Below are 23,124 nucleotides of genomic sequence, written 5' to 3'. Positions count from 1 at the left end.
ATTTTTTTATTTGGAAGTTGCTAAATTGATGATTTAGATCCCCGACTTCTTAAAAGTTGTCGGGGATCTAGTCCTACAGAAAAAATAGGGAAATCGAAATTATGAAGATTTTGCGGTTTAGCGTCGCAGGATGCGTGGGAGCATTAGCAGTTTCTATTCATCCTACTTTTGCTCAGTTAATTCCTGATAACAGCTTGGGAAAAGAGCGATCGCAGATCATTCCTCTTAATCCAAATAATGACCGCATCGAAGGCGGTGCATCTCGTGGCACTAACCTATTTCACAGTTTTCAAGATTTTAACGTCGGTGAGGGTCGAGGGGTTTATTTCGCCAATCCACAGGGGATAACAAATATATTTTCTCGCGTTACTGGTGGGAACTCATCAAATATTTTCGGGACTTTGGGCGTATTAGGTAATGCGAATTTGTTTTTGCTCAATCCCAATGGCATTGTGTTTGGGAAAAATGCCAGTTTGAATTTGCAGGGTTCTTTTTTAGGGACAACAGCAAATAGTTTAGTCTTTCCCAATGGGGTAGAATTTAGCGCCACAAATCCCCAAGCACCACCGTTGTTAGCTATCAATGTGCCAATTGGCTTGCAGTTTGGTTCGCAACCCGGAAGCATTACTAGTCAAGCGGTTGGTCGGTTGAGTGTTGGCTCTGGTAGCACCCTAGCACTTATGGGCGGTGAAATTGCCTTAGATGGTAGTTATTTGTTTACTCAAAATGGACAAGTGAAATTGGCAGCAGTCAGTGGAGATACAACCGTTGGGTTGAATGTCAATGGCTCGTCCTTGGGTTTTAAGTTACCAGAAAATTTCGGACGCGCACCTATCAACTTAACGAATAGTAGCTTCATTGTTGCAAGTGGCAATAGTGCAATTGAACTATTTGGGGGCGAGATTGGGCTAAACGGTTCGTTTATTTTCGGTAGCAATGGCGGCTCAATTTTTGTTGATGCAACTCAACTTAATTTAGATAACGGCGCTGGAATTCAGAGTGCTACTTCTGGTGCAGCAAAGGGTGGTGATATTCAAATTCAAGCCAGCGATGCAGTAACTCTTGCTAACAGTAGTGCGATTTTTTCCATCAGTAGTAGTTCAGCTACGGGTGCGGGTGGTGATGTTACTATCAATGCGGGGAAAATCACAATTACCGGAGATGGTACAGCGCAAAATAGTAGTGGGATCTCGGTAATTACCATTGGTGAAGGTAATGGAGGAAATCTCACCTTGAATGCAACAGAGTCTGTCAACGTCAATGGTGGCTTTATCGGTGTTGGGTCTGGAGGTGCAGGTAATGCAGGAAACTTGACTGTGCGATCGACAGATGCTGTCAATATCACTGAGAAAGGCTCTTTAAAACTCGGAAGCTTAAGTTCGGGTTCAACAGGTAATTTACGGATTGAAACAGGCACTTTGCGACTTCAAAACAATTTATTAGGGGAGGGAGTAACAGCACTTTCATCTGGTGGTGGAAATGTCGGTTCTATTTTCATTCAGGCTCGGAATGCCGTTGAGGTGACTAAAAGTAATATATCTACAGGTATTGCTACACCATTTGGAAGTACAACTCAAGCAACAGCAGGGGATATTACCATTGAAACCCAGCGACTCAATCTCAAAGATGCGGGTTATATCAGTACAGATACTTCTAGCAGTGCAAATGCAGCTAACATTTTTATTAAAGCTAGTGAATACGTAGAGATTAGCGGTTACTCTAGCTATGTATCAAGCCGTACATCTTCTGGCTCAGGAAATGGAGGTAATGTAACGATTGAAACACCTCGATTCACTGTCAGTCAAGGAGGACATATAAGCACCACATCCCTTGAAAGCAGTGGCAACGCCGGAAATATTACCATCAGCGCCAAAGATGTAGAATTGGATGGGTTTATTTTCGTACCTAAAGAACAGTTTTTGGCTAGACTAGACCAAGCTACTGCGGAAGAATTTTTGTCTGAGCCTCTAACACAAGAAATTCTGTCTCGGTTCGGGGGTTTTTATGAGATAAGTAACTTATCCTCGAATGTTCAGGGAAGTAATACCGATGTCCGGGGCGGCACAATAACTATTGACACGGAAAGGTTGCGATTGAGTAATGGTGGAAATATATCAACCTCAGTGTTATTGGGACAGGGACAAGGGGGTAATTTGGTGGTTCATGCCACTGATTCTATTGATATTAGTGGGGTTGGTGGAGAAGGATTAAATGGTTCAGCACCATCAGGTTTATTTGCCGAATTACAAACGCGAGGAATTGGTTCTGGGGGAAGCATTGACGTTATAACAGGACGCTTAAACCTCAGCAATAACGGACAAATTTCTGCCTCCACATTCAATCAAGGTAATGCAGGAAATATTGGGATTAATGCCAATCAAATTGATTTACGCGGAAGTAGTTATATCAGAACTCAGGTTGACAGTGAAGCTAAAGGCGATGCAGGCAATATCAGCATCAAAACTCAACTATTAAATGTACAAGCAGAATCACAGATATCATCGGCAACTTTCGGAAATGGAAACGCAGGTAATTTAACGGTAAAAGCTGATAACATTATCCTGACTGGTTCAGACGGTGAGTTTGCAACTGGCTTACTATCATCAGTTGACGAAGGGGCTAATGGTAAAGGTGGTAATATAGATGTTACTACCAATCGCCTGACTGTACGTGATGATGCTGAAATTGTCTCAGGCAGCTTCGGTACAGGTGACGCTGGAAATATCAGAATTAAGGCTAATTTTCTGGAAATTCTTGGTAAAGGTAGCGGTATTGCTTCTTTCACAAATGCAGGTAATGGTGGTAACATTACGCTAGATATCGCTGATTTATTATTGTTGCGCGGTGGCGGTTTGATTTCAACCACCGCAGGTAGAAGCCAAGCTGGTGGCAATGGCGGTAATATCAATATCAACTCTAAATTTATCGTCGCCATCCCCGAAGAAAACAGCGATATCAGCGCCAATGCATACACTGGTTCCGGTGGAAGAGTCCAAATTAACTCGCAAGGTATCTTCGGTATCGAGTCGCGTCCAAAACCAACCGAAAAAAGTGATATTACTGCAAGTTCGGAATTAGGCGTTTCAGGTACAACAAATATTAACGCACCCGATACCACTTCCATTCAAAACAGCTTTACCGGATTATCACCAAACGTCATCGATACTAATGCACTGATTGCTAATAGTTGCGTTGTTCGCAGTCCCAAACAAAAAGGTACATTCTTCATCACTGGTTCTGGTGGTTTACGGAATAGTCCGGGGGATGGATTAATTTCAAACTATTCGACTGGTGAGGTGCGTAATGTTGAACCAACATCGCCAACTTGGAAAAAAGGCGATCGCATAGTTGAACCACAAGGGCTTTATCGACTTGCTGATGGACGCTTGGTACTCAGTCGAGAATGTCAGTAATGAGTAATGAGTAATTTTTTGCTGGAGGGTATACACAAGTCGTTCTCATTTTTCGTTACCATAACTCAATACGCTTGGGTTAAGGGCTACGGCAAAAATTTTGGGTTTTCGAGATGCGATAAATCATCACAAAGACGCGATAAATCGCCGTCTCTACAAAAGAAAGATTATTGTAGAGACGGCGATTCATCGCGTCTCTTGTCTTAACCGAACAGTAATTAGCATTAAAGCCAATTACCGATCGCAATCATTGGTGCCCAATAGGCAGGATTATTATATGTGGGATTCATCTCTTCAGATGGTGGTAAATTCTGAGGATGAATCATTTTAATTTGGGCTTGTTGTAATGCCTCTGCAATACTCATGCCAGCGTTACGATAGTTGGTGTAAAATGTTTTGACGAGTTCCGATGTCGATTCATCTGTGACACTCCACAAAGATGCGATCGCACTTTTAACTCCAACTTGCAATGCAACTCCAGCTAATCCTAGTGTGGCACGATCGTCGCCAACTGCGGTTTCACAGGCAGTCAATGTCAGTAGTTCGACGCCATCTGATTTACTGTTGAGGTTTCGCAGTGAGTTTTCTAATTGGCTGATGGTAAGTTTTTGGTTTTTGCCTGTAACAATAAAGGTGTCTTCAGGAATTATCCCAAATTGAGCGTGACTAGCTATGTGGACAATGGGATATGTGGTTTTGTCAAGTGTTTGCTGAAAACTTTCGGGGAAAAAGTTTTGATCGATCAATTCGGTATGATTAGGAAATATACTTTGAACTGCACTCACTTCATCGGGAACAGCAGTAAGTGCATCAAAAGTTTTGCCGTCGATTATGGCTTTTTCTGTTAAACCCAAAATTAACGCTTTTTGTGTACTGCGATCGCGTGCTTTGGGTGTGGTAAGTCGTAAACTGGGAGTTGTGGCAATTGCATAAGTTTCAACTAAATATTTCTTTTCTTGGCTGTCATAAAGTGCTGCCATTGGTACACTACGCAAAAAACCATCCTGAATAAATACGAGGGTTTTGACTTTCTCTGGTTTGATATCCGATAGCATTGGGCGAATGATCCAATCATAAAGCTCTGCCGCAGTTGTTGTATCGTAGTTAAATTCTTCTTGCCCTTTAACTAATCCTGTGCGAAACTCGGCAATCTTTTTCTGTAGCTTGTGGCTGCTAACTATTTTGTTTGTACCTTCTTGATTTGGGTCTTCAATCCACTTAAATTTAGTTGCCTGATTGGGTAACTGCAATAATATCCCGGTTTTGTCCTCTAAAATTATCGAACTCAAAAACCCAGTATTCTGAAAGGCTACACTATTATCTTTGAGGAGTTCTCCTACCTGTTTGGGATTCAAGGCACTTAAAATGCAATCATTACCAAAATAATTTTGTAATTCTGCTAGTTTTAAAGCATCAATGGTTTTAACTACTGCGGATAATTCATTCGCACGTTGTTCACTTGCAATTGCCCCAACTCCTAGCAAATCGAGCCGCGACTGTGCCAATGTTTGGTATAGTGGTCGCACAACATCGCGGAAGTCAAATTGTACATCCCGTTCGGCGGTCAAAATATCGCTGCGGATATCTTCTAGAGTATCAAATGCTCGTTGATAAGATGCGATCGCTTCTTCTTGTTGCTTTTCTCGATCTAAAATACGTCCGGCTTGCCACTCCCACAAATACAAGCTATCTTTTGCACTCAATTTGTTATCTGCTGCGACGATCGCCGCTTGGGTATATTTTAATGCTTTTTTATTCTTTAATGCTTTTTCATTATCTGAGCTACATTCCCAGAAATGACCCAAAGCACCATTAGAATAAGAAATTAGACGATTATCTTGTAATTTTTTACTTGTTAATATTGAGTTTTCCAGCAAATTCAACTGCATATTACTAGATAAAACTAGTTGAGTTGGACAGTAGGTAAAAGGTGAAGTTCCTTTAGCATCGCGCTGCAAGTATGCTAAATCAATTTCCCCATAGATTTTTGTGGCTGAATCTGGCAAAGTTTCAAGAACTTTTAAAGCATTTTTAAGGGTTTTATCAAACTCCTCGTTATTAATAATTTTGCTTTTATTTGTCTGGGAACCCAACTGAATTAAATTTAATAATCCCCGCATCTCTGCTATAGGTTGTTTTTCATTGCGGGCGAACTTGATACTATCCTGAAAATATTTATTGGCTGTTTTGTAGTCATCTACAGACTTTTCAGTAAACTCTTTTTCTTTACTCAAAATGCTAGCCTTATTTGCAGAATCGGCTTGTAACTCTCGTAATTGACCGCGACTTTTGTAAGCATTGCCTAAACTATTAAATACCAAAGATTTATATTCTGGTGAAATTTTTTGTGCCGCATCTAAATAATAAATTGCTTGGTCGTAACTTCCAATTAAGCGATATGCTTCACCGAGAATGCCTAAAGCTGCAACCTGTCCGCGTTTGTCATTGTATTTGGTGGCAATTTGTACAGCACTTTCTGGAGTGCATTTTATTTGCTGACTTGGTTGATTTTCGGAAATTTTTGGTTTATCTACTAGTTGACCACACAAAAGTGCGATCGCTTTGCGGGGTTGTCCCAAATTGCTGTAAACTTGGGCTAGTTCTGACTTCATCCGTCCCACTTGCTCGATATTTGCGACAGCGCCATAGTCACGAATTGCTGCTGATAAGGATGCGATCGCTTCTTTATTTTCTCCTACTTGTTGGTAAGCACGTGCTAAATTTTCATTCACAACCGCCGTAGCTGACGGATTATTTTTATCTTGATTTAATGCCTCTTGCCAATTTTTGATCGCATTAAAGAAATTTCCAGCATTATAGTCTTTAATTCCTTGTTCGACTAGTGCAGTGGCATTTGGCGTTTGTGCAGATACAACTTGTCCAAATAATAAACAAATTAGGATAGTTACTAAAAATAGTATTTTAATAAATCGATGATGATTTAGTTTTTGGTATCGCTGAGTGAAGAGATAAATTAGCTTTGTGCAGAGTCGCAAAGGTACAATAAGTAAGCGTTTGAGATATTTGTTTTGTAATTTCATAGCTTTTATAAGAAGAATTCAGAACTCAGGTTATAAATTGTCATTGCGAGCGCAACGTAGTAGAGAGAAGCAATCCCATATCTTGCGATTGCTTCACTACGCTGTCGCTTCATTCGCAATGACAAACATGTTCTTGCAAAATTGGGATGCTCCCGGTTAAAAGCGTGTGGAATGGTGTCTCGTTACTAGTATTAAATATACTGCCTTAAAACTCTATCCCTTTATGGGTAGAGTATTCTGAATTCTGACTCCTGGTTTATTTTTTAACTTACCAGAAATAGGCATTAAAAACTTAGCTTTCGGAAAACGTGCAGTTTTCTGCAATTTATAGCGCTTCTCGTTCGGATGCAATACACTTTGACCTCACTTCCATTGCTCTCTCCTAAAAGGAGAAAGGCTTTGAATTTTAGTCCCCAACGCCTAGAAGGGAAGGGCTAGGGGTTAGGTCTGTATTCTAAATACTAGCATTTGAAGTGCGATCGCTTTTATTAACCCAAGCATGAAAAATCGCATTTTGACGATTTGCACTTTTATGCAATCATCAAGAAAATTATTATGGTATTTTAATTAAATAATAATATCCTCTTCCCGGCTGAAATCTGGGAACACAATCTAGAGTATTTATTAACATCATACCTGCTAGATTAATTATTAAACATAAGTCGGATATCTGGGTATTTTATCCTCTCAGATACCCAATGGTGACTTGCAAAAATTTAGACCATATCTTTTACAAATCTTACACATTATATATCAACAATGGGTTCCTACCTCCGGTTTCAAAAGCTTTTTTTCATATTACTTACCTGCATCAGCATCACTCCACTTGCAGTATTTGCCCAATCGACACCCCCATCGGGAGTCACAATTCCCCCCAATACACCGGGGAAAGTGGAAGAAACTATTCCTCAACCATCACCGACACCAACTATTCCTCCCACACCACCGACACCAACTGTCCCCATACTCCCATCACCTCCACAAGAAAATCTACCCGATACAAATTTTCCCAGTAGTGAAGAGTTCTTTGTCAAAGAAATTCAAGTTACAGGCTATTCTGTTTTAAAAGATGAAATCATCAAGTTAAAACAGCCCCTAGAAAATAAAAACATCACATTTGAGCAGTTATTACAACTGCGATCGCAAATCACCAAACTCTATGTTGATAATGGCTATATTACCAGTGGTGCATTTATTCCCAACAATCAAAATATTGCTAGCGGTGTCGTGCAAATCCAGGTTGTGGAAGGCGAACTGGAAGGAATTTCAATTTTAGGGTTAGAAAGATTGCAAACTGCATACGTGCGTTCCCGGATTGAACGGCTAGCAGGTAAGCCTTTAAACCAAAAACGTCTCGAAGAAGCGCTGCAATTATTACAACTTGACCCCGTGATTGGACGAGTTAATGCTGAGTTAACCGCAGGTAGCACACCAGGTAACAATATTTTACAGGTGACAATTACCGAATCACCACCATTTCACGCTGGGGTTGTCTTTGCCAATAACCAATCCCCTAGCGTTGGTTCAGAACAAGGGAGTATTTTTATTGCTCACGATAATTTCTTAGGGTTTGGGGATAAATTCAGTGCTGAATATGCTGGTAGTGAAGGTTTAGACATTTACAATATCAGTTATTCTATTCCCTTTAACGCCCTAGATGGAACCATTGGTGTCCGCTACAGCAACAGCGCTAGCCGGATTATTGAAAGCGAATTTCGTGACTTAGATATCCGCAGCGAAGCCGAAACCCTTTCTTTTAATATCCGTCAACCGTTAATTCACACCCCAAACAGAGAATTTGCTCTAGGTTTTGCATTCGATTTACGGCGCAGTCAAACCTATATACTCAATGATATTCCCTTCTCCTTTACCGAAGGCCCCGAAAATGGGGAATCAAGAGTTACAGTAATTCGCTTTTCCCAAGATTGGTTACAACGTAATGCTAACAGTGTCTTGGCGGCGCGATCGCAATTTAGTTTTGGCATTGATGCTTTTGATCCAACTATCAACGATAGTGGTACTGACGGGCGTTTTTTCTCTTGGGTGGGACAATTTCAATGGGTACAAAAGCTATCTCCCCGGATTTTGATGCTTGCCAAAGTTAACACTCAGCTTACTCCTGATTCCTTACTTTCACTGGAAAAAATTAGCATTGGGGGAGTAGATACAGTCCGCGGCTATAGTCAAAATCAACTTGTCGCTGACAATGGAGTAGTTGGAGGTGTGGAAGTTCGTATTCCCCTAGCATCGACTGTGGAAACACTACAGCTAATACCATTTTTTGATATTGGTACAGCTTGGAACAATCGCGGTATTAATGCTGACCCGCAAACCATTGCTAGCTTAGGGTTGGGTTTAAACTGGCAACCTTTGAACGGTTTAGTATTGCGTGCAGACTATGGTATACCATTGATGGGCACAAGCGATCGCGGTAATTCACTGCAAGATAATGGCTTTAATTTTTCAATCCGCTATCAGCCATTTTGATATTTTTTTGATTTTGATATTTAAGTTAAAGAGCAACAAAACACTTGTAGAGACGGCGATTTATCGCGTCTGTATAACGTGCCGGTTTTTTAGACGCGATGAATCGCGTCTCTACATGAGGGCTTTCTGGCTTATCCCAAGCGTGGGGTGAAACTGGATCTGACTTGTGTGTACACCGTAGCCTTTTTAAGGCGGGCTAGGGGGGATCAGTTAGTGCCTAAAATCACGGCTAACCACTTTTCAAACAACCTCTAAGACTAATGGTTTCATTCTAGTATCTATAATCACGATATAATCCAAACTGACTTGATAAATTGCTAATTACACGAACAAAATAAGGCATAGCAAATTTATCCAAGCAGGTAGATTATCTGATGACTATTCCAGAATCAATTAAACAATTCATTACATGGATACAAGGTTTTGACCATACAACAGGTTTAATACATACTAGATATAATTTAATAGAGAAAATTATCAGACACCATCTAGATTTACAGGATATTTTAGAAGAATATGATTTTGAGCCTTCTATAATGCGTGAAGGATATCATTTAGTTGTTGTGAAACCAAAAGTTGCGATCGCCTGTAATTTACCCAAAAATTTTAGCGAAGGTAATTGTCAAATAGAGTTCAGTAGTATTCTTTTTAAATATCTAAAAATTCACTTAAATCATCAAGATATTTTGGGTCAATTAATGACTGGATTGCACACTCAGCCATGTTGGGGATGTCGTCGTTTTTTGAAACAGTTAGATGAAAATAATTTCCAAGTAAATTTGGGTCAAGCAACAATCATTTTATCGAATTTAGAAGTAACAGAATTGTGTTTGTGTATTGATGAAGTTTGCCAAGAATATAAAAGTTTAATAATAGAATTTGAAAATGCTTTAGAAACATGGGATTTTGAATTCGCCAAGCTTTCAGAAAATCGAGGTTTTGTCCTTTTTTCTGTAATCCAAGAATTATGGGAGTTAATGCAACAGTTTGCTAATGAATTTGATTATACTAAAGGTAAGTCAGAATGGCATCTATTTCACAGAGAGAATAGATCAATTCGCGTGAGTCAAGGAATTCGCGATCATACATTTATTTTCCCAAAACTAGATAGTGACTTATCTTTATCGCCTCAGAATCAAATTCATATAATCTATGAGCTAAATCATCTTAATTTACAATCTATTGAGACAGAGAAATTTAGCTTATGGCAGCAAGATATCGGTATACGAGGAACCTGGACGGCTAGGTATACCAGACAGTGGTTATTAGAAAAATATATTCCCAAAGTAATTAATTATTATTCAGAAATGTCTCAACTATCTGAAGCTGAATTGCTAGCCAAAATCACAAATTACACAAGCGAACGTGCGGTGATTAAGGAAATTGATCATATCAGGAATTTAGTACCTTATCTCCATGACATACAATCTTGGCTACATATATATGTGGAAAATATTGCTGCTTCCCTCTTGCAACCATATTACCAAGCCTATACAAATTTAGTGCGTAATACAGATTCTTCCATAACAGGCATAGACTATATTATTGGAAATTTACGGAGAGTTGAATGGAAAAATACGCAAGAAGAAAATTATAGTAATTTCACAGACTGGAAAAACTTAACTTTTAAATATGCTATAGATTGCTTAGATAAGCAAGTAACAAGAATCTATAATTGTGAATATGAAAATAGTTTAAACGCAGATTTAATAACTCGGATATTTATTTGGATTCTAGAAAATGGGAAAATTTCTTTTTCACAAGCTCAGTTAAATGCTGGTAAACAGGCTTTGCTACCACTTTGGGAACAAAGTCGCTTTGAAATGCGCCATGTGTATCCTAACAGACATCTCCGAAAAAGAATGTAGAGACGTAGCAGTGCTACGTCTCTACAAGGGTTCTGGGTAACGCATCTTTAATTTCTGGAGATGTCTAATCGCTAAAGCTACATAATCTGCTGTAAATTTAAGACAAATCGGGGCAAATTTTTCTTGTTGTTCTGGAGTTAAAGCATTCCATCGCTCAATTTTCACCCAAGAAACATCAGGAGAACGCTCTGCTGCCTCTCGTCAAGCCCCTGGAGGCGGAGCCTCCCAGAATCCGTTCCCAGCCTGGAGGCTGGGAACCAGTCAGGGCAAGGGTTATATCTTTTCTTAGTGCCATTCGTACAAGTACTTAGAATTATCCTTCCCGTTGGCGTCAGCCTGCCATTATTTTCATGGGCTTTTCCCCATGACGTGAAAAGTCAGAGCTAATCATCCCTTCGTTTAGTAGCGTCTTTTTTCCTTCCCATGTCTTAACAAGCATCTATTGTGGGCATCATAATCCCAAGCCCAATAAATATATCAGCTAGCAGCCAGGAAATTCTTTGGCAGCAAGTTTTTTATTTACAACTTATAGTATCAAGCGATGGCAGATAGTTTTAGAGGTTATTTCTTTGTTTCTCGATCTAGTTTTTACACTGAGTTTATTTTGGGATGTCTACAGATTAAATTGGGATTAATTTATAGCGTCGGTATTTGGATATTATCAGAAGCTAAGTTACAAGCTGCCCAAGCACATCAAAACTGGAAATTATCTTCAGAATTGACTGAGCGAGTTACCACAGTAAATAATCCTGAGTCAGTAAAGCAATACTCAAGACCCCTTCCCTATCGATTACCTATTTTGATGGCAGCACCCGAAAACTTCAATCCTGATTTGCGATTACCGCCAGCGCTACCCGAACCACCGCAGAATTCCAGCCCGCCAAAAACTTCCACAGAACCAAGAACACCGGATGCTGTTTTAGAAAGTATTGATACGGATTATCACTATGAGTCAGACAACTTTGGCCAAACTAATTTTTTCCTCGAACCAACGATTCAGTTTCGATTGAGTAATGGCAATAAAATATTTTTTAGGACAGGTTTTAACTATTTTGGGCAACGCGGTGTTGAATCAATTACCAATTTTCCCTTGCAAGTTGGATGGCAAGGAAAAATTGGGCAAGTGACTCTGCAAACAGCAGCCGGGGTTGATATGTTCAATCATTTACCCACAGCTATCAATCTCAATGCTAAGGTAGAGGCTCCCATTTCGCCGCCGCAAATTTCGACATCAGGTCAATTGCTATCGGCGGTAGTACTATCAGGTAATTTAGAACAAGGGCTTTATAAATCTAATGTCCGAACTTTAGAAAATCAAATTACTGCTTGGCGACTTGGGCCTGATTTATTTTGGCAGATTGACCGTAACACCAGCTTATTTTCATCATTGCGTTTGGGTAACTACAACGATGGTAATTCTGATGTGCAGTCTTTTAGCCGATTAGAGCGCAAGTTCGGACAATTATCTGTGGCAGCTAACTTATTCACTTGGAGTTTCGATCGCGATTTAGAACGCACAAGCGGCTACTTTTCTCCACCAGACTTCCTAGTTTACAACGGTGAGGTGGCTTGGGAAGGAGATATTGCTAATTTCTTACGCTGTCGTCTCGCTGCCAACTTAGGACGGCAGCGACTTAAAGGAGAATTTGACAATGCTAATACTTATCAAACACGCTGTACGGTAAAGCTGTCGCCCAATATAGAAGCAGACTTGGGCTATAGCTTTAGTAATGTCCGCAATCAAGAAACCGGGGGAAGTTCCTACGGTAGTGATTCTTTGACAGGACAGTTGCGGGTCAAATTTTAGGGGGCAAGGGGCAGGAGGCAGGGGGCAGGGGGCAGGGGCAGGAGAGAAACCCTTATAAATACGTCAGATTTAGGTAAATGAGATACAAAATTTAATAAAAAGTCATATACCAAGAGATTTTTAGCCCTATTCCCTACTCCCCATTCCCTACTCCCCATTCCCTCCTGTAATTCAAAATCTAAAATCCAAAATGGTATAAGGCTGAAGAATGAAAGCACCATTACCTGATAACGAAACACAGCGAATCGAATCTCTTTTGCAGTATAAGATTCTCGATACTCCAACGGAAGCTGCCTTTGACGATCTTACCCGTTTAGCCTCATATATTTGTGGGACTCCCATTGCCTTAATCAGTCTAATTGATACTAATCGTCAGTGGTTCAAGTCAAAGGTTGGTTTGGATGCTCTAGAAACACCCAGAGATGTGTCATTCTGCGCCCATGCTATTATGAAGCCGGAAATTTTTGTTGTGCCTAATGCAACAGAAGACGAAAGGTTTGCGACAAATCCGTTTGTTACCTCCGCTCCAAATGTTCGGTTTTATGCTGGTGTACCCCTGACTAACCCCGAAGGATATGCGCTAGGAACCCTTTGTGTAGTTGACTATGTACCAAGAAATCTCTCTCCAGAACAAGTTGAAGCACTACGAATTTTAGGCCGCCAGGTAATCAAGCAACTAGAAATGCGGCGCAGTTTAGCAAGTTTGGTTTTGGCAAGTGATGCCCGCAAACAGGCGCAGAAGACACGCAAAGAATTTTTAAAAAAAGTTGCCGCCGGGTTTGGATTGGCATTGGCAATTTTAGTCTTGATTGGCACGATTTCGTATCAAAGTACGCAAGCGTTAATTGATACTAGTAAAAAGTTGGACAATACCCAATTGACAATCAACAATTTGCAAGAACTGCTTTCTAACATCAAGGATGGGGAAACGGGACAACGCGGTTATATACTCACTAAACAGGATGCATATCTAAAACCATATCAGAAAGCAATTGCCAAACTTGCTCCTGAAATTAAGGAGCTAAGAAAATTAACAGCAGATGATTCTAGGCAACTGAGTCAACTCGATACCCTTGAACCCTTAATTGCAGTCAAACTGAACGAACTGAAAAAGACTATCGACTTACGCCAGAATTTAGGATTAGATGCTGCATTGGAGGTAATAAATACAAATCAGGGAAATAACTTAATGAGTGATATCCGCAATATCATTCGTGAGATGGAAAAGAAAGAGACAGAAGAACTTCAGCAGCAGTTAAAAATCACCAAAAATAGCGCCCGTAATACTCTTTTGATGCAGGCGATCGCTATTTGCCTAAGTTTTCTGATTTTGGCTATAGTCTACTACTTTATCTATCGTGAGGGAAAAGAGCGGAAATTAACAGAGGAAACACTGAAAAAAGAACGCAACTTTATCTCAGCAGTTCTGGATACAACCAGCGCTTTGGTCATAGTTCTTGACTCTAAAGGGCAAATTGTTCGCTTCAATCAAGCTTGTGAACAAACCACTGGTTATTCATTTGATGAAGTGAAAGGAAGGCATTTCTGGAATCTGTTTCTCATTCCTGAAGAGATAGAGCCGGTGAGAGCAGTTTTTGAGGAGTTACGAACTGGTGAAAGCCCTAATAAATACGAAAACTATTGGGTAACGAAAGATGGCAGTCGGCGGCTGATTTCTTGGGCTAACACTACCTTACGAGACTATGAGGGCGACGTTGAATACGTTGTTGGCACAGGGATTGATATCAGCGATGTCTCTGAGGAACTGCGCTTACGCAAACGAACTGAACAGCATCTAAAAGCAGAGTATGCTACAACTCGCGTCTTAGCAGAGTCAACGACAATCAACGAAGCCATGCCCCAAATTCTGCAAGGAATCTGCGAAAGTTTGGGATGGGATTTAAGTGAATTTTGGATGGTAGATCAGCGAGCAAATCTACTGTCCCTGTCAAATTCATGGTATGAAACTTCGCTGCAAATGCAAGAATTTGACATCTTCAGTCGGCAGATTACATTTACCCCAGGAATTGGGCTACCTGGCCGTGTCTGGGCTAGTGTTGAACCTGTATGGATTGCTGATGTTGTTAAAGATCAGAATTTCATCCGCTCGGAAATCGCTGCCCAAGCAGAACTGCATGGAGCTTTTGGTTTTCCGATCCGTAGCGATAAAAAAATCATTGGTGTCATTACTTGCTTTAGCCATGAGATCCAGCAGGCTGACTCAAATTTGGCAAAAGTTATGAATTCGATTGGTGAGCAAGTAGGGCAGTTTATCGAGCGCAAGCAGGCAGAAGAAGAACTCCAACGCCAAAACTTGCGATCGCAACTATTTACTGAAATCACCCTCAAGATTCGTCAGTCTTTGCAAATCAAAGAAATTCTCCAAATCACTGTTACTGAAGTTCAAAAAATTCTCCATAGCGATCGCGTTTTGATTTATCAACCTTTAACAGATGGATCTGGAACCACTCTTGTTGAGGCAGTAGTTTCTGGCTGGCTGGCAATCAAAGAGAAAAAGTTCACCGATGCTTACTTTGAAGCCGAATACATACAACAATACTATCTACAGCAGTACCGTCAAAAACGGAATCTGGGGCTTGCTGACTTAGATATAGTTGAAGCCCAAAAAAACCACATCGAATTACTGCAACAATTTGGAGTCAAGTCTAATTTAGTCATACCCCTGCTTGTCAAAGAAGAACTCTGCGGTTTACTGATTGTCCATCAGTGTGGCAGTACCCGCCACTGGTCTAGCTTTGAAACTCATCTTTTACGGCAAATCGCTGACCAAGTAGGTATTGCTTTAGCCCAAGCCCAAATGTTAAATGCAGAAACTCAACAGCGCCGAGAACTGGAAATTGCCCGACAACAAGCTGAATTAGCTTCTCAAACCAAAAGTGCCTTTTTGGCCAATATGAGCCACGAAATTCGGACTCCGATGAATGCTGTGTTGGGGATGACAGGTTTAATGTTAGAAACTCCCTTAAACTCAGAGCAACGGGATTTTATCGAAACAATTCGCATTAGTGGCGACGCTCTCTTAAGCCTAATCAACGAAATTTTGGATCTTTCCAAACTTGAGGCCGGGGAGATGATGCTAGAAACTCTAGATTTTGACTTATCTACCTGTGTAGAAGAGGTGTTGGAATTATTGGCTCCCCCGTCTCATAACAAAGGATTAGAAATTGCATCGTTAATCTATCCCAACGTCCCTATCCACCTCCAAGGCGATGCTGGCCGCTTGCGGCAAATTCTGATGAATCTGATCAGCAATGCGATCAAGTTCACCAGCGACGGAGAGGTAGTATTACGAGCAGAACTGCGATCGCAAACCTCTACTACAGCTACCATTTATTTTGCCGTCATAGATACCGGTCTTGGCATTACCCCTGAAGACCAATGCAAACTCTTTAAGCCATTTACCCAAGTAGATGCTTCCACCACCCGTAAATATGGCGGCACAGGTTTGGGATTAGCCATCTGCAAGCAACTGGTAAGCTTGATGGGAGGAGAAATGGGCGTAGAAAGTCGATTAGGGAAAGGATCTAAATTTTGGTTTGAAGTAACTCTCGCCAAGCAACTTTACCCTATTTCTTCAGAAAGCGATCCCGAACTTTTACTGAATCGGCGCTTATTAGTGGTGGATGATAATGCTACTAATCGTAAAATCATTCACCATCAAGCTACCCGTTGGGGGATGCTGGTAGATCAGGCGGCTTCGGCTACTACTGGTCTTAAAGCTATTCAGGAGGCTGCCAAGCAAAAAAATCTCTATGACATCGCTGTGATTGATATGCAGATGCCAGAAATAGATGGCATGACTTTAGGAGAACAAATTAAGGCAAATCCCGCGATCGCTGGGCTACCTTTGATTATGCTTACCTCTACTAATCAACGCGATGAAATCCAGCGATCGCTAAAAATCGGATTTGCGGCTTATTTAGTCAAACCTGTTAAGCCATCCCGACTCCTCGATACCATCATGACTATCTTAGGAAGGCAGCTAGAAGAAAAGGAGGCAGGAGGCAGGAGGCAGAAAGCAGGAGGCAGGAGGCAGGATTTCAAACTGACTCCTAACCCCGGACTTCTGGCTTCTAATTTTCATAAATTAAGAATTCTCTTAGCCGAAGATAATTTGGTGAATCAGAAAGTTGCTTTGAAGCAACTCCAAAGCCTTGGTTATAGTGCTGATGTTGCTGGCAATGGTAAAGAAGTTTTGCAGTTATTAGAACAAATTCCCTACGATTTAATTCTGATGGATTGTCAAATGCCAGTTCTTGACGGTTTAGAAACGACAAAAGAAATTCATCATTGGCAAGAAAGCAGCTTTGTTAGTGGTCGTCGTCCTATAGTAATTGCGATGACAGCTAATGCCATGAAAGAAGACCAAAAAATGTGTCTAGATGCCGGCATGGACGACTATCTGAGCAAGCCAGTAATGAAAGAAAAATTGGCCGCGATGCTACAGCGTTGGGGAAGTTTGATATTCATGCTAAAAGAAACATCTGTCAAAGAGCAGACGGTTTCTACAACAGATGTCGATTCAGTTGACCTCCCAATTGATTGGGAACGCTTACATCAACTCTCAGAAAATAATTCAGAATTTGAATTAGAACTACTGCAAATATTTGTTGAAGATATTCAACCTCGTCTAGAGGTTATAAAAGTAGCGATCGCAACTCATAACTTTGAGCAAATAGCACAAGAAACCCATCAAATTAAAGGTGCTAGTGCCAATATGGGAGTTACAACCATGCATCTAGCAGCAGAAAAATTAGAAAAACTAGCTTATAACCAAGAGCGTCGAGGTACTAGTAACTTAATCTTAGAGTTAGAAGACTTTGTTAAACACATCCAAAAATTCTTGAACGCTAAAAATAGTAATGCCAAAACATGAAAAAATAATAATGCGTAAAATCTGTGTCTAGTGCGGTGCGAGTGCAACTCCCACAGATTAAAATTCGATTTTACTTTCAACGCGAATCAGCGAGTTTAATGAAAACGGATTTACAGCATAAGGTTCAACAGATCAAGTTTTTTCTAAATCAGCATCCAAATAAACATTTAAAAAATATAGGTTATAGTTATGACCATACTAGCGTGAACAAATCTCAAAAATTAGCGCTGGCGCGAGCAAAAGCTGTACAACAACCCCTAATTAGTTGATCAAATATTTCAATCTTTAGCCAATCGGCTAATTTAGTAAGATGGACTCATTGTTGACAAAGCTATTATCTATATGTGGTATTGAATATTTAATAATTGATGAAAATTTCAAAATTATAGAAATGTCTTTGGGAGTTAATCATTTTGCTGATATTCCTCATGAAGTGAAGTTTGGTCAGGATGTTAGGATTGTGTTTCCTGAATTACAGGGAATTGAAGATATTTTCGATGCAATTCGACAGGGAGAGCAAGATAATTTTGAATTAAAGGGAATTATGCGATCGCAAGATTCAGATTCTCCCTTGTATATTGATATTCGGATTACTAATAATCACCAAGAAGACCATTCTAGGAATCGAATCATCATTGTTGTCGAAAATGCAACAGAACGGATGCTTCTTGAGCAATCTTTATTTCAAGGTGCAAATGAAGCAAATCTTTTGCTACGTAACTTCAAGGCATCTAAACAATATATTGACCAAATTGTGACATCAATGGCAGACGCTTTATTAGTGACCACACTATCAGGGCAGATAAAAAAAATCAATTATGCTGCACAAATTTTATTGCAATACAACGAGGTAGAACTAATCGGACAACCTATCACAAAAGTTATTAAAGAAGTCAATAAATATCCACTGATAGTTGCAGATATGGAATGTATTGATATATCTCATGGTCAAGACATAAATACTTTAGTAAAAGAGATAGAAAGCATTTGCTATACCAAAAGTGGTAAAACAATTCCTGTAGCTTTCTCATCCTCAATAGTCAAAACAGAAATTGAACATTTTCAAGGTTATATTTATATTTTGCGAGACATAACTGAACGAAAACAGGCAGAACTTGCTAAACAGGAATTCTTAGCGATGATTAGCCATGAAGTTCGGACTCCGATCGCGTCGGTAAGTGGTATGGCTAGTTTGTTGCTATATACTGAATTGACTGCTGAACAGAAATATTTTGTTGAAACCATTTACACAAACGGAAATTTCTTACTCAAAATTATTAACGATTTCCTTGATTTCTCTAAAATTCAATCAGGCCACTTGGAACTAGAAGCAGAACCTTTTGCTTTGCGAAATTGCATTCATGAGGCTCTTTATATGCTTGGGCCAACAGCTAGAGAAAAAGGTTTAAAACTCACATTTTTAGATACTCCTGAACTTCCGACTACGATTGTGGGAGATATCACCAGACTGCGCCAAATCTTGATTAATTTAATCAGTAATGCGATTAAATTTACCGAAACTGGAAGCATAGAAGTTTCAGTTACAACCCGCAAGAATAGCGATATTAATCATTCTGCTGCAAATACTGACGAAATTCAGTTTAGTGTTAAAGATACAGGCATTGGAATTCCACGCGATCGCCTGGAGCGTTTATTTAAAGCTTTCAGTCAAGTTAACTCCTCCATTAATCGACAGTATGGCGGTACTGGGTTAGGTCTTGCCATCTGCAAGCAACTGTGCGAGTTAATGGGTGGCAGAATTTGGGTTGAAAGTGAGCTTAGTGTCGGTAGCACATTTTACTTTACGATTGCCGCCTCTGTTGTTCCAGAGGAGTCAGCAACAGCCAATGCAGTCTTCTGTGCGATCGAGTCTCCCCAAGTGAAGCAACTGGCCTTCAAGAGTCAGGAGTTAGTCAGCGTCCCCGATTCTTCTTCTCCGTCTCCTGAATTCCATAAATTAAGAATTCTTTTAACTGAAGATAATTTGGTAAATCAGAAAATAGCCTTGAAGCAACTCCAAAACCTCGGCTACAGTGCTGATGTCGCTAATAATGGGAAAGAAGCGTTGCAGCTATTAGAAAAAGTTCCTTACGATTTGATTCTGATGGATTGCCAAATGCCGTTTCTCGACGGTTTGGAAACCACAAAACAAATTCACCGTTGGCAAGAAAGCAGCTTTGCTAGTGGTCGTCGTCCTGTGGTAATTGCGATGACAGCTAATGCGATGAAACAAGACAAACAAATGTGTCTAAATGCCGGCATGGACGACTATTTAAGCAAGCCGGTGATGAAAGAAGATTTGGCGGCGACACTTCAGCATTGGAAAAATGTAATATTCAAGGCAAAAGAAATAGATACCACAGAGCAGACAGTTTCTACAACAAATGTAGATTTAGTTGACCTCCCAATTGATTGGGAACGCTTGCATCAACTTTCTGAAAACAACCCAGAATTTGAATTAGAACTACTGCAAATGTTTGTTGAAGATATTGAACCTCGTCTAGAGATTATAAAAGTAGCGATCGCAACTCATGACTTTGATCAAATAGCGCTCCAAATCCATCAAATTAAAGGTTCCAGTGCCAATATGGGAATCACAACCATGCGTCTAGCAATAGAAAAAATAGAACAACTAGCTTACGACCAAGAGCGTGGAGGTACAACTGACTTAATCGTAGAGTTAGAAGAGTTTCTTAAACGTATCCAAGAATTTTTAATTAGGAGTTAGGAGTTAGGAGTTAGGAGTTAGGAGTTAGGAGTTAGGGACTATCAATTAAAACAATTCGCAATTCGCAATGACGCTCGTTCGCTCTTAGCGTCTCCCTTTGGGAGAAGACTCGCTAACGCAATTCGCAATTACGTTTTGGGACGGGGATTTAGACCCCGACCCAAAACGGGCTGCCTGTATTGCTGGGGACTTAAACCCCCAAAGTTCGTTAAAATATTATCCAATTACTTGCAGGGTTTTGAAGACCAACGGGGTTGGTGACAACCTCGTTGAGTTTAATTCGCCCATAAGCCTACACCGACCTGTACTCAGACGGTGTAGGTACGTCAACCAACAGGGAGTAGGGAACTCTTAGTTGGGAGTAGGGAAGACGGCATTGGTTGGGGCTTGAAACCACGGGCCAATGCTCTCGTCTTGAAAGACGGGGCTTGTATCCCACTGGTTGTTGGGGCTAGTTTTTTTCCCCTACTCCCTACTCCCTACTCCCTACTCCCGCCCCAACGGGGCTTGGTCACCGGAATATTGTTTGAGCAAGGCTCAATAATTGATTGGCGGTGAAAGGTTTCAATAAAAAGCCTTGGATACCAATACCCGTAGTTTGTACTAATGCCTCAGACCTAGCTAATCCACTCATGGCAATAATTTGCACTTGCGGGTTGATGATTTGCAAGGTGCTGATGGTTGCTTCCCCACCCATTAACGGCATCATTATATCCATCAGCACCAGCCTAATTTCATCTTTATGCTCAGTGTACAGCGCAATGGCCTCAATCCCATTTTGGGCAGTCAATACTTTGTAGTTAGAGAATTCCAATGTGGTTTTGGTGATGTGAGTGATGGCTACTTCATCATCGACGACTAAAATCAATTCTCCCTGACCTCTTGGCAGTTCTATCTCATCTATTACTTGAGAAATGCTGCCCTCCTTGCTTGGCAGGTATACTTGGAATTTAGTCCCAATTCCTACCTCGCTGGCTACTTCCACAAAACCACCGTGGCTTTTGACGATGCCCATCAATATAGATAAACCCAGTCCCGTACCCTTACCTATTTCTTTAGTGGTGAAAAAGGGATCAAAAATCCGATCGATAATTTCTGAGTGAATGCCAACTCCAGTATCCGTAACTGTAATCTTCACGTAGGAATTAACTGTTGCGCCAATGTGCATCCTGGCATAGTTTTCATCAATGAACACCTTGGCGGCAGAAATACAGAGTTTACCGCCATTGGGCATGGCATCACGAGCATTGACTACTAGGTTCATTAACACCTGATGCAGTGCGGTGCTGTCTCCGACAACCATCCCGACATTTGGCGCTATATCTGTTTTGATATCGATCAATTTGGGAAATGCTTGTTTGGCTATCTGCTTGATGTCTTCGATGAGTTGCGATACAAGCACGATTGTGTGTTCTCTTTCATAACCACCGGTAAATGACAAAATTTGCCCCACCAAATCACCGCCCCGTTTGGCATTGGTTTCTAGTATCTTCAGCATTTGCAGCGAAACGTCATCAAGATGGGGATATTTTAGGGGCAGCAGATGAGCAATTCCCATGATTGGAGTGAGAAGATTATTGAGATCGTGAGCGATACCGCTAGCGAGAGTGCCTAAGCTTTCTAAACGTTGACTACGCAATAGCTGAGTTTCGAGTTGTTTTTTCTCGGTAATATCGGTGTCAACGATCAGGATTGATTTAGGCAAGCCGACGGCATCAAGCATCAACGTCCAGCGACTAGCAATGATTAGTTCTTCACCATCTTTTGTAAATTTATGCAACTCTCCCTGCCATGTTCCATGCTCAATAACAGTTTTCTGAGCTATTGATAGTAGAGGTGAGGTTTTTTTAAATAAAAGTTCCCAGGCGTTGTTTCCTTGAGCTTCCTGAACTTGCCAGCCGTACATCTTCTCTGCGCCTTGGTTCCAGAATAAGATTTGGTTGTGCAAATCTTCTACAATAATTGCGTCTGTTGTGATGTCTAATAGGGCAGCTTGTTCGCGAATTTTCTGGTCTTGCTGGCGGCGATCGCTAATGTCTCTGAATAACCAACGCAAGTTTCCAGTTTTACCCTGACTATCTTCCACTGCGATCGCTGTTAGTTCTGCGGGAAAGTCTGTAGTTCCTTCTTCATGAGAAATCTGTAACTCTTCTCTGCGGATTTGCCCCTGCTGTTGCAATTGCAGCATAATTTGACGAAATTTCTGCCGTTCTGTCTGATGCACAAATACAGCCAGTGGTTTACCAATCAGGTAAGACTGGCGCACCTTCAATAACTTAGCCGCAGCATAGTTAGCTTCTTGGATAATTCCAGTAGCATCTGTAAGCAAGTAACCATCTGGGGCAAAGTTAAATAAATCGTAATAACGTTGGCTTTCTGCTTCTAGCAAATGGCGTGTAGCAATCAATTCCTCATTTTGTTGCTGCAACTCTTCCAGAGAAATAGAGATTTCGGTCATCGCTTGTTGCAAAAGGTCTTTAGGGGAATCCTGTCCTATAGATTTCTCTGCCGCCAGACTTGCAAGCTGTGAGAGATTTTCTAATCGCTGATGCGCTTCGACAATGGCTTGTTTAAAATTATCTTTGGTCATTTGCACTTTTCTTAGCCTTCTTTTATAAGGGAAATGCCTAAAAACCCTCAGTATGTGCCTGACCCAGGAAGACACATACGTGCAATAGATGCGGGGATGAAGGTTAATTGTAGGCTTTAGCCTATTTGTAGCGTAATGCTTGTGTACAGCATCAAAGTATTGTATGATTTGTAAAAAATAATATGTAGTCTAACTAAATTCTTTACCACTACTATAGTTAGACGACTTTTAGCTTGTAAAACAAACTTTACAGGAAACTATCTTAATTATACAGCAAAAAAGCCAATAAATCC

Annotated in this window: 9 protein-coding genes; 6 read left to right on the top strand and 3 right to left on the bottom strand. The window is 40.6% G+C overall.

Annotated features, from left to right (window positions below):
• The first annotated feature begins 101 nt into the window (after positions 1-101).
• Positions 102-3,413 carry a two-partner secretion domain-containing protein gene (locus tag V7K76_RS18195; protein ID WP_334778292.1) on the top strand — a complete coding sequence of 1,104 codons (3,312 nt, stop codon included), beginning with the start codon at positions 102-104 and terminating at the stop codon, positions 3,411-3,413.
• Positions 3,414-3,637: 224 nt separating this feature from the next.
• Here the strand turns inward: V7K76_RS18195 and V7K76_RS18190 are convergent, their stop codons facing one another.
• The gene (locus V7K76_RS18190; protein ID WP_334778291.1) at positions 3,638-6,454 is read right to left on the bottom strand and encodes a CHAT domain-containing protein; all 2,817 of its coding nucleotides are present in this window, start codon (positions 6,452-6,454) and stop codon (positions 3,638-3,640) included.
• 759 nt (positions 6,455-7,213) lie between these two features.
• Between V7K76_RS18190 and V7K76_RS18185 the strand changes: the two genes are divergently transcribed.
• The gene (locus tag V7K76_RS18185; protein WP_334778290.1) at positions 7,214-8,941 is read left to right on the top strand and encodes a ShlB/FhaC/HecB family hemolysin secretion/activation protein; all 1,728 of its coding nucleotides are present in this window, start codon (positions 7,214-7,216) and stop codon (positions 8,939-8,941) included.
• A gap of 374 nt (positions 8,942-9,315) precedes the next feature.
• On the top strand, positions 9,316-10,809 hold the full coding sequence (locus tag V7K76_RS18180) for a hypothetical protein (RefSeq protein WP_334778289.1): 1,494 nt from the start codon (positions 9,316-9,318) through the stop codon (positions 10,807-10,809).
• Positions 10,810-10,830: 21 nt separating this feature from the next.
• Here V7K76_RS18180 and V7K76_RS34625 read toward each other — a convergent pair whose 3' ends face one another.
• The gene (locus V7K76_RS34625) at positions 10,831-10,974 is read right to left on the bottom strand and encodes a hypothetical protein (RefSeq protein WP_442936245.1); all 144 of its coding nucleotides are present in this window, start codon (positions 10,972-10,974) and stop codon (positions 10,831-10,833) included.
• A gap of 376 nt (positions 10,975-11,350) precedes the next feature.
• On the opposite strand from V7K76_RS34625, the gene V7K76_RS18170 reads away from it, so the two are divergent.
• From V7K76_RS18170 to V7K76_RS18160, 3 genes are all read left to right on the top strand, one after another.
• A complete protein-coding gene (locus tag V7K76_RS18170; RefSeq protein ID WP_334778288.1) occupies positions 11,351-12,616 on the top strand; it encodes a hypothetical protein in 1,266 nt (421 codons plus the stop codon).
• Positions 12,617-12,824: 208 nt separating this feature from the next.
• Positions 12,825-17,513, top strand: coding sequence for a response regulator (locus tag V7K76_RS18165; protein ID WP_334953432.1), 4,689 nt, complete (start codon positions 12,825-12,827; stop codon positions 17,511-17,513).
• 310 nt (positions 17,514-17,823) lie between these two features.
• Positions 17,824-20,241, top strand: a complete 2,418-nt coding sequence (locus V7K76_RS18160; RefSeq protein WP_335029917.1) for an ATP-binding protein — start codon at positions 17,824-17,826, stop codon at positions 20,239-20,241.
• Positions 20,242-20,752: 511 nt separating this feature from the next.
• On the opposite strand, the gene V7K76_RS18155 is transcribed toward V7K76_RS18160, so the two are convergent.
• Positions 20,753-22,831 carry a PAS domain-containing hybrid sensor histidine kinase/response regulator gene (locus tag V7K76_RS18155; RefSeq protein ID WP_334778285.1) on the bottom strand — a complete coding sequence of 693 codons (2,079 nt, stop codon included), beginning with the start codon at positions 22,829-22,831 and terminating at the stop codon, positions 20,753-20,755.
• Positions 22,832-23,124: the final 293 nt, after the last annotated feature.

It is taken from the genome of Nostoc sp. (assembly GCF_036917975.1).
Classification (GTDB): domain Bacteria; phylum Cyanobacteriota; class Cyanobacteriia; order Cyanobacteriales; family Nostocaceae; genus Nostoc.
This window is presented reverse-complemented; position numbering and strand designations above follow the sequence as displayed.

Excerpts from the sequence above, each read along its gene's own strand:
- V7K76_RS18195 (WP_334778292.1), top strand. The coding sequence starts at position 102 with ATGAAGATTTTGCGGTTTAGCGTCGCAGGATGCGTGGGAGCATTAGCA.
- V7K76_RS18190 (WP_334778291.1), bottom strand. The coding sequence starts at position 6,454 with ATGAAATTACAAAACAAATATCTCAAACGCTTACTTATTGTACCTTTG.
- V7K76_RS18185 (WP_334778290.1), top strand. The coding sequence starts at position 7,214 with ATGGGTTCCTACCTCCGGTTTCAAAAGCTTTTTTTCATATTACTTACC.
- V7K76_RS18180 (WP_334778289.1), top strand. The coding sequence starts at position 9,316 with ATGACTATTCCAGAATCAATTAAACAATTCATTACATGGATACAAGGT.
- V7K76_RS18170 (WP_334778288.1), top strand. The coding sequence starts at position 11,351 with ATGGCAGATAGTTTTAGAGGTTATTTCTTTGTTTCTCGATCTAGTTTT.
- V7K76_RS18165 (WP_334953432.1), top strand. The coding sequence starts at position 12,825 with ATGAAAGCACCATTACCTGATAACGAAACACAGCGAATCGAATCTCTT.
- V7K76_RS18160 (WP_335029917.1), top strand. The coding sequence starts at position 17,824 with ATGGACTCATTGTTGACAAAGCTATTATCTATATGTGGTATTGAATAT.
- V7K76_RS18155 (WP_334778285.1), bottom strand. The coding sequence starts at position 22,831 with ATGACCAAAGATAATTTTAAACAAGCCATTGTCGAAGCGCATCAGCGA.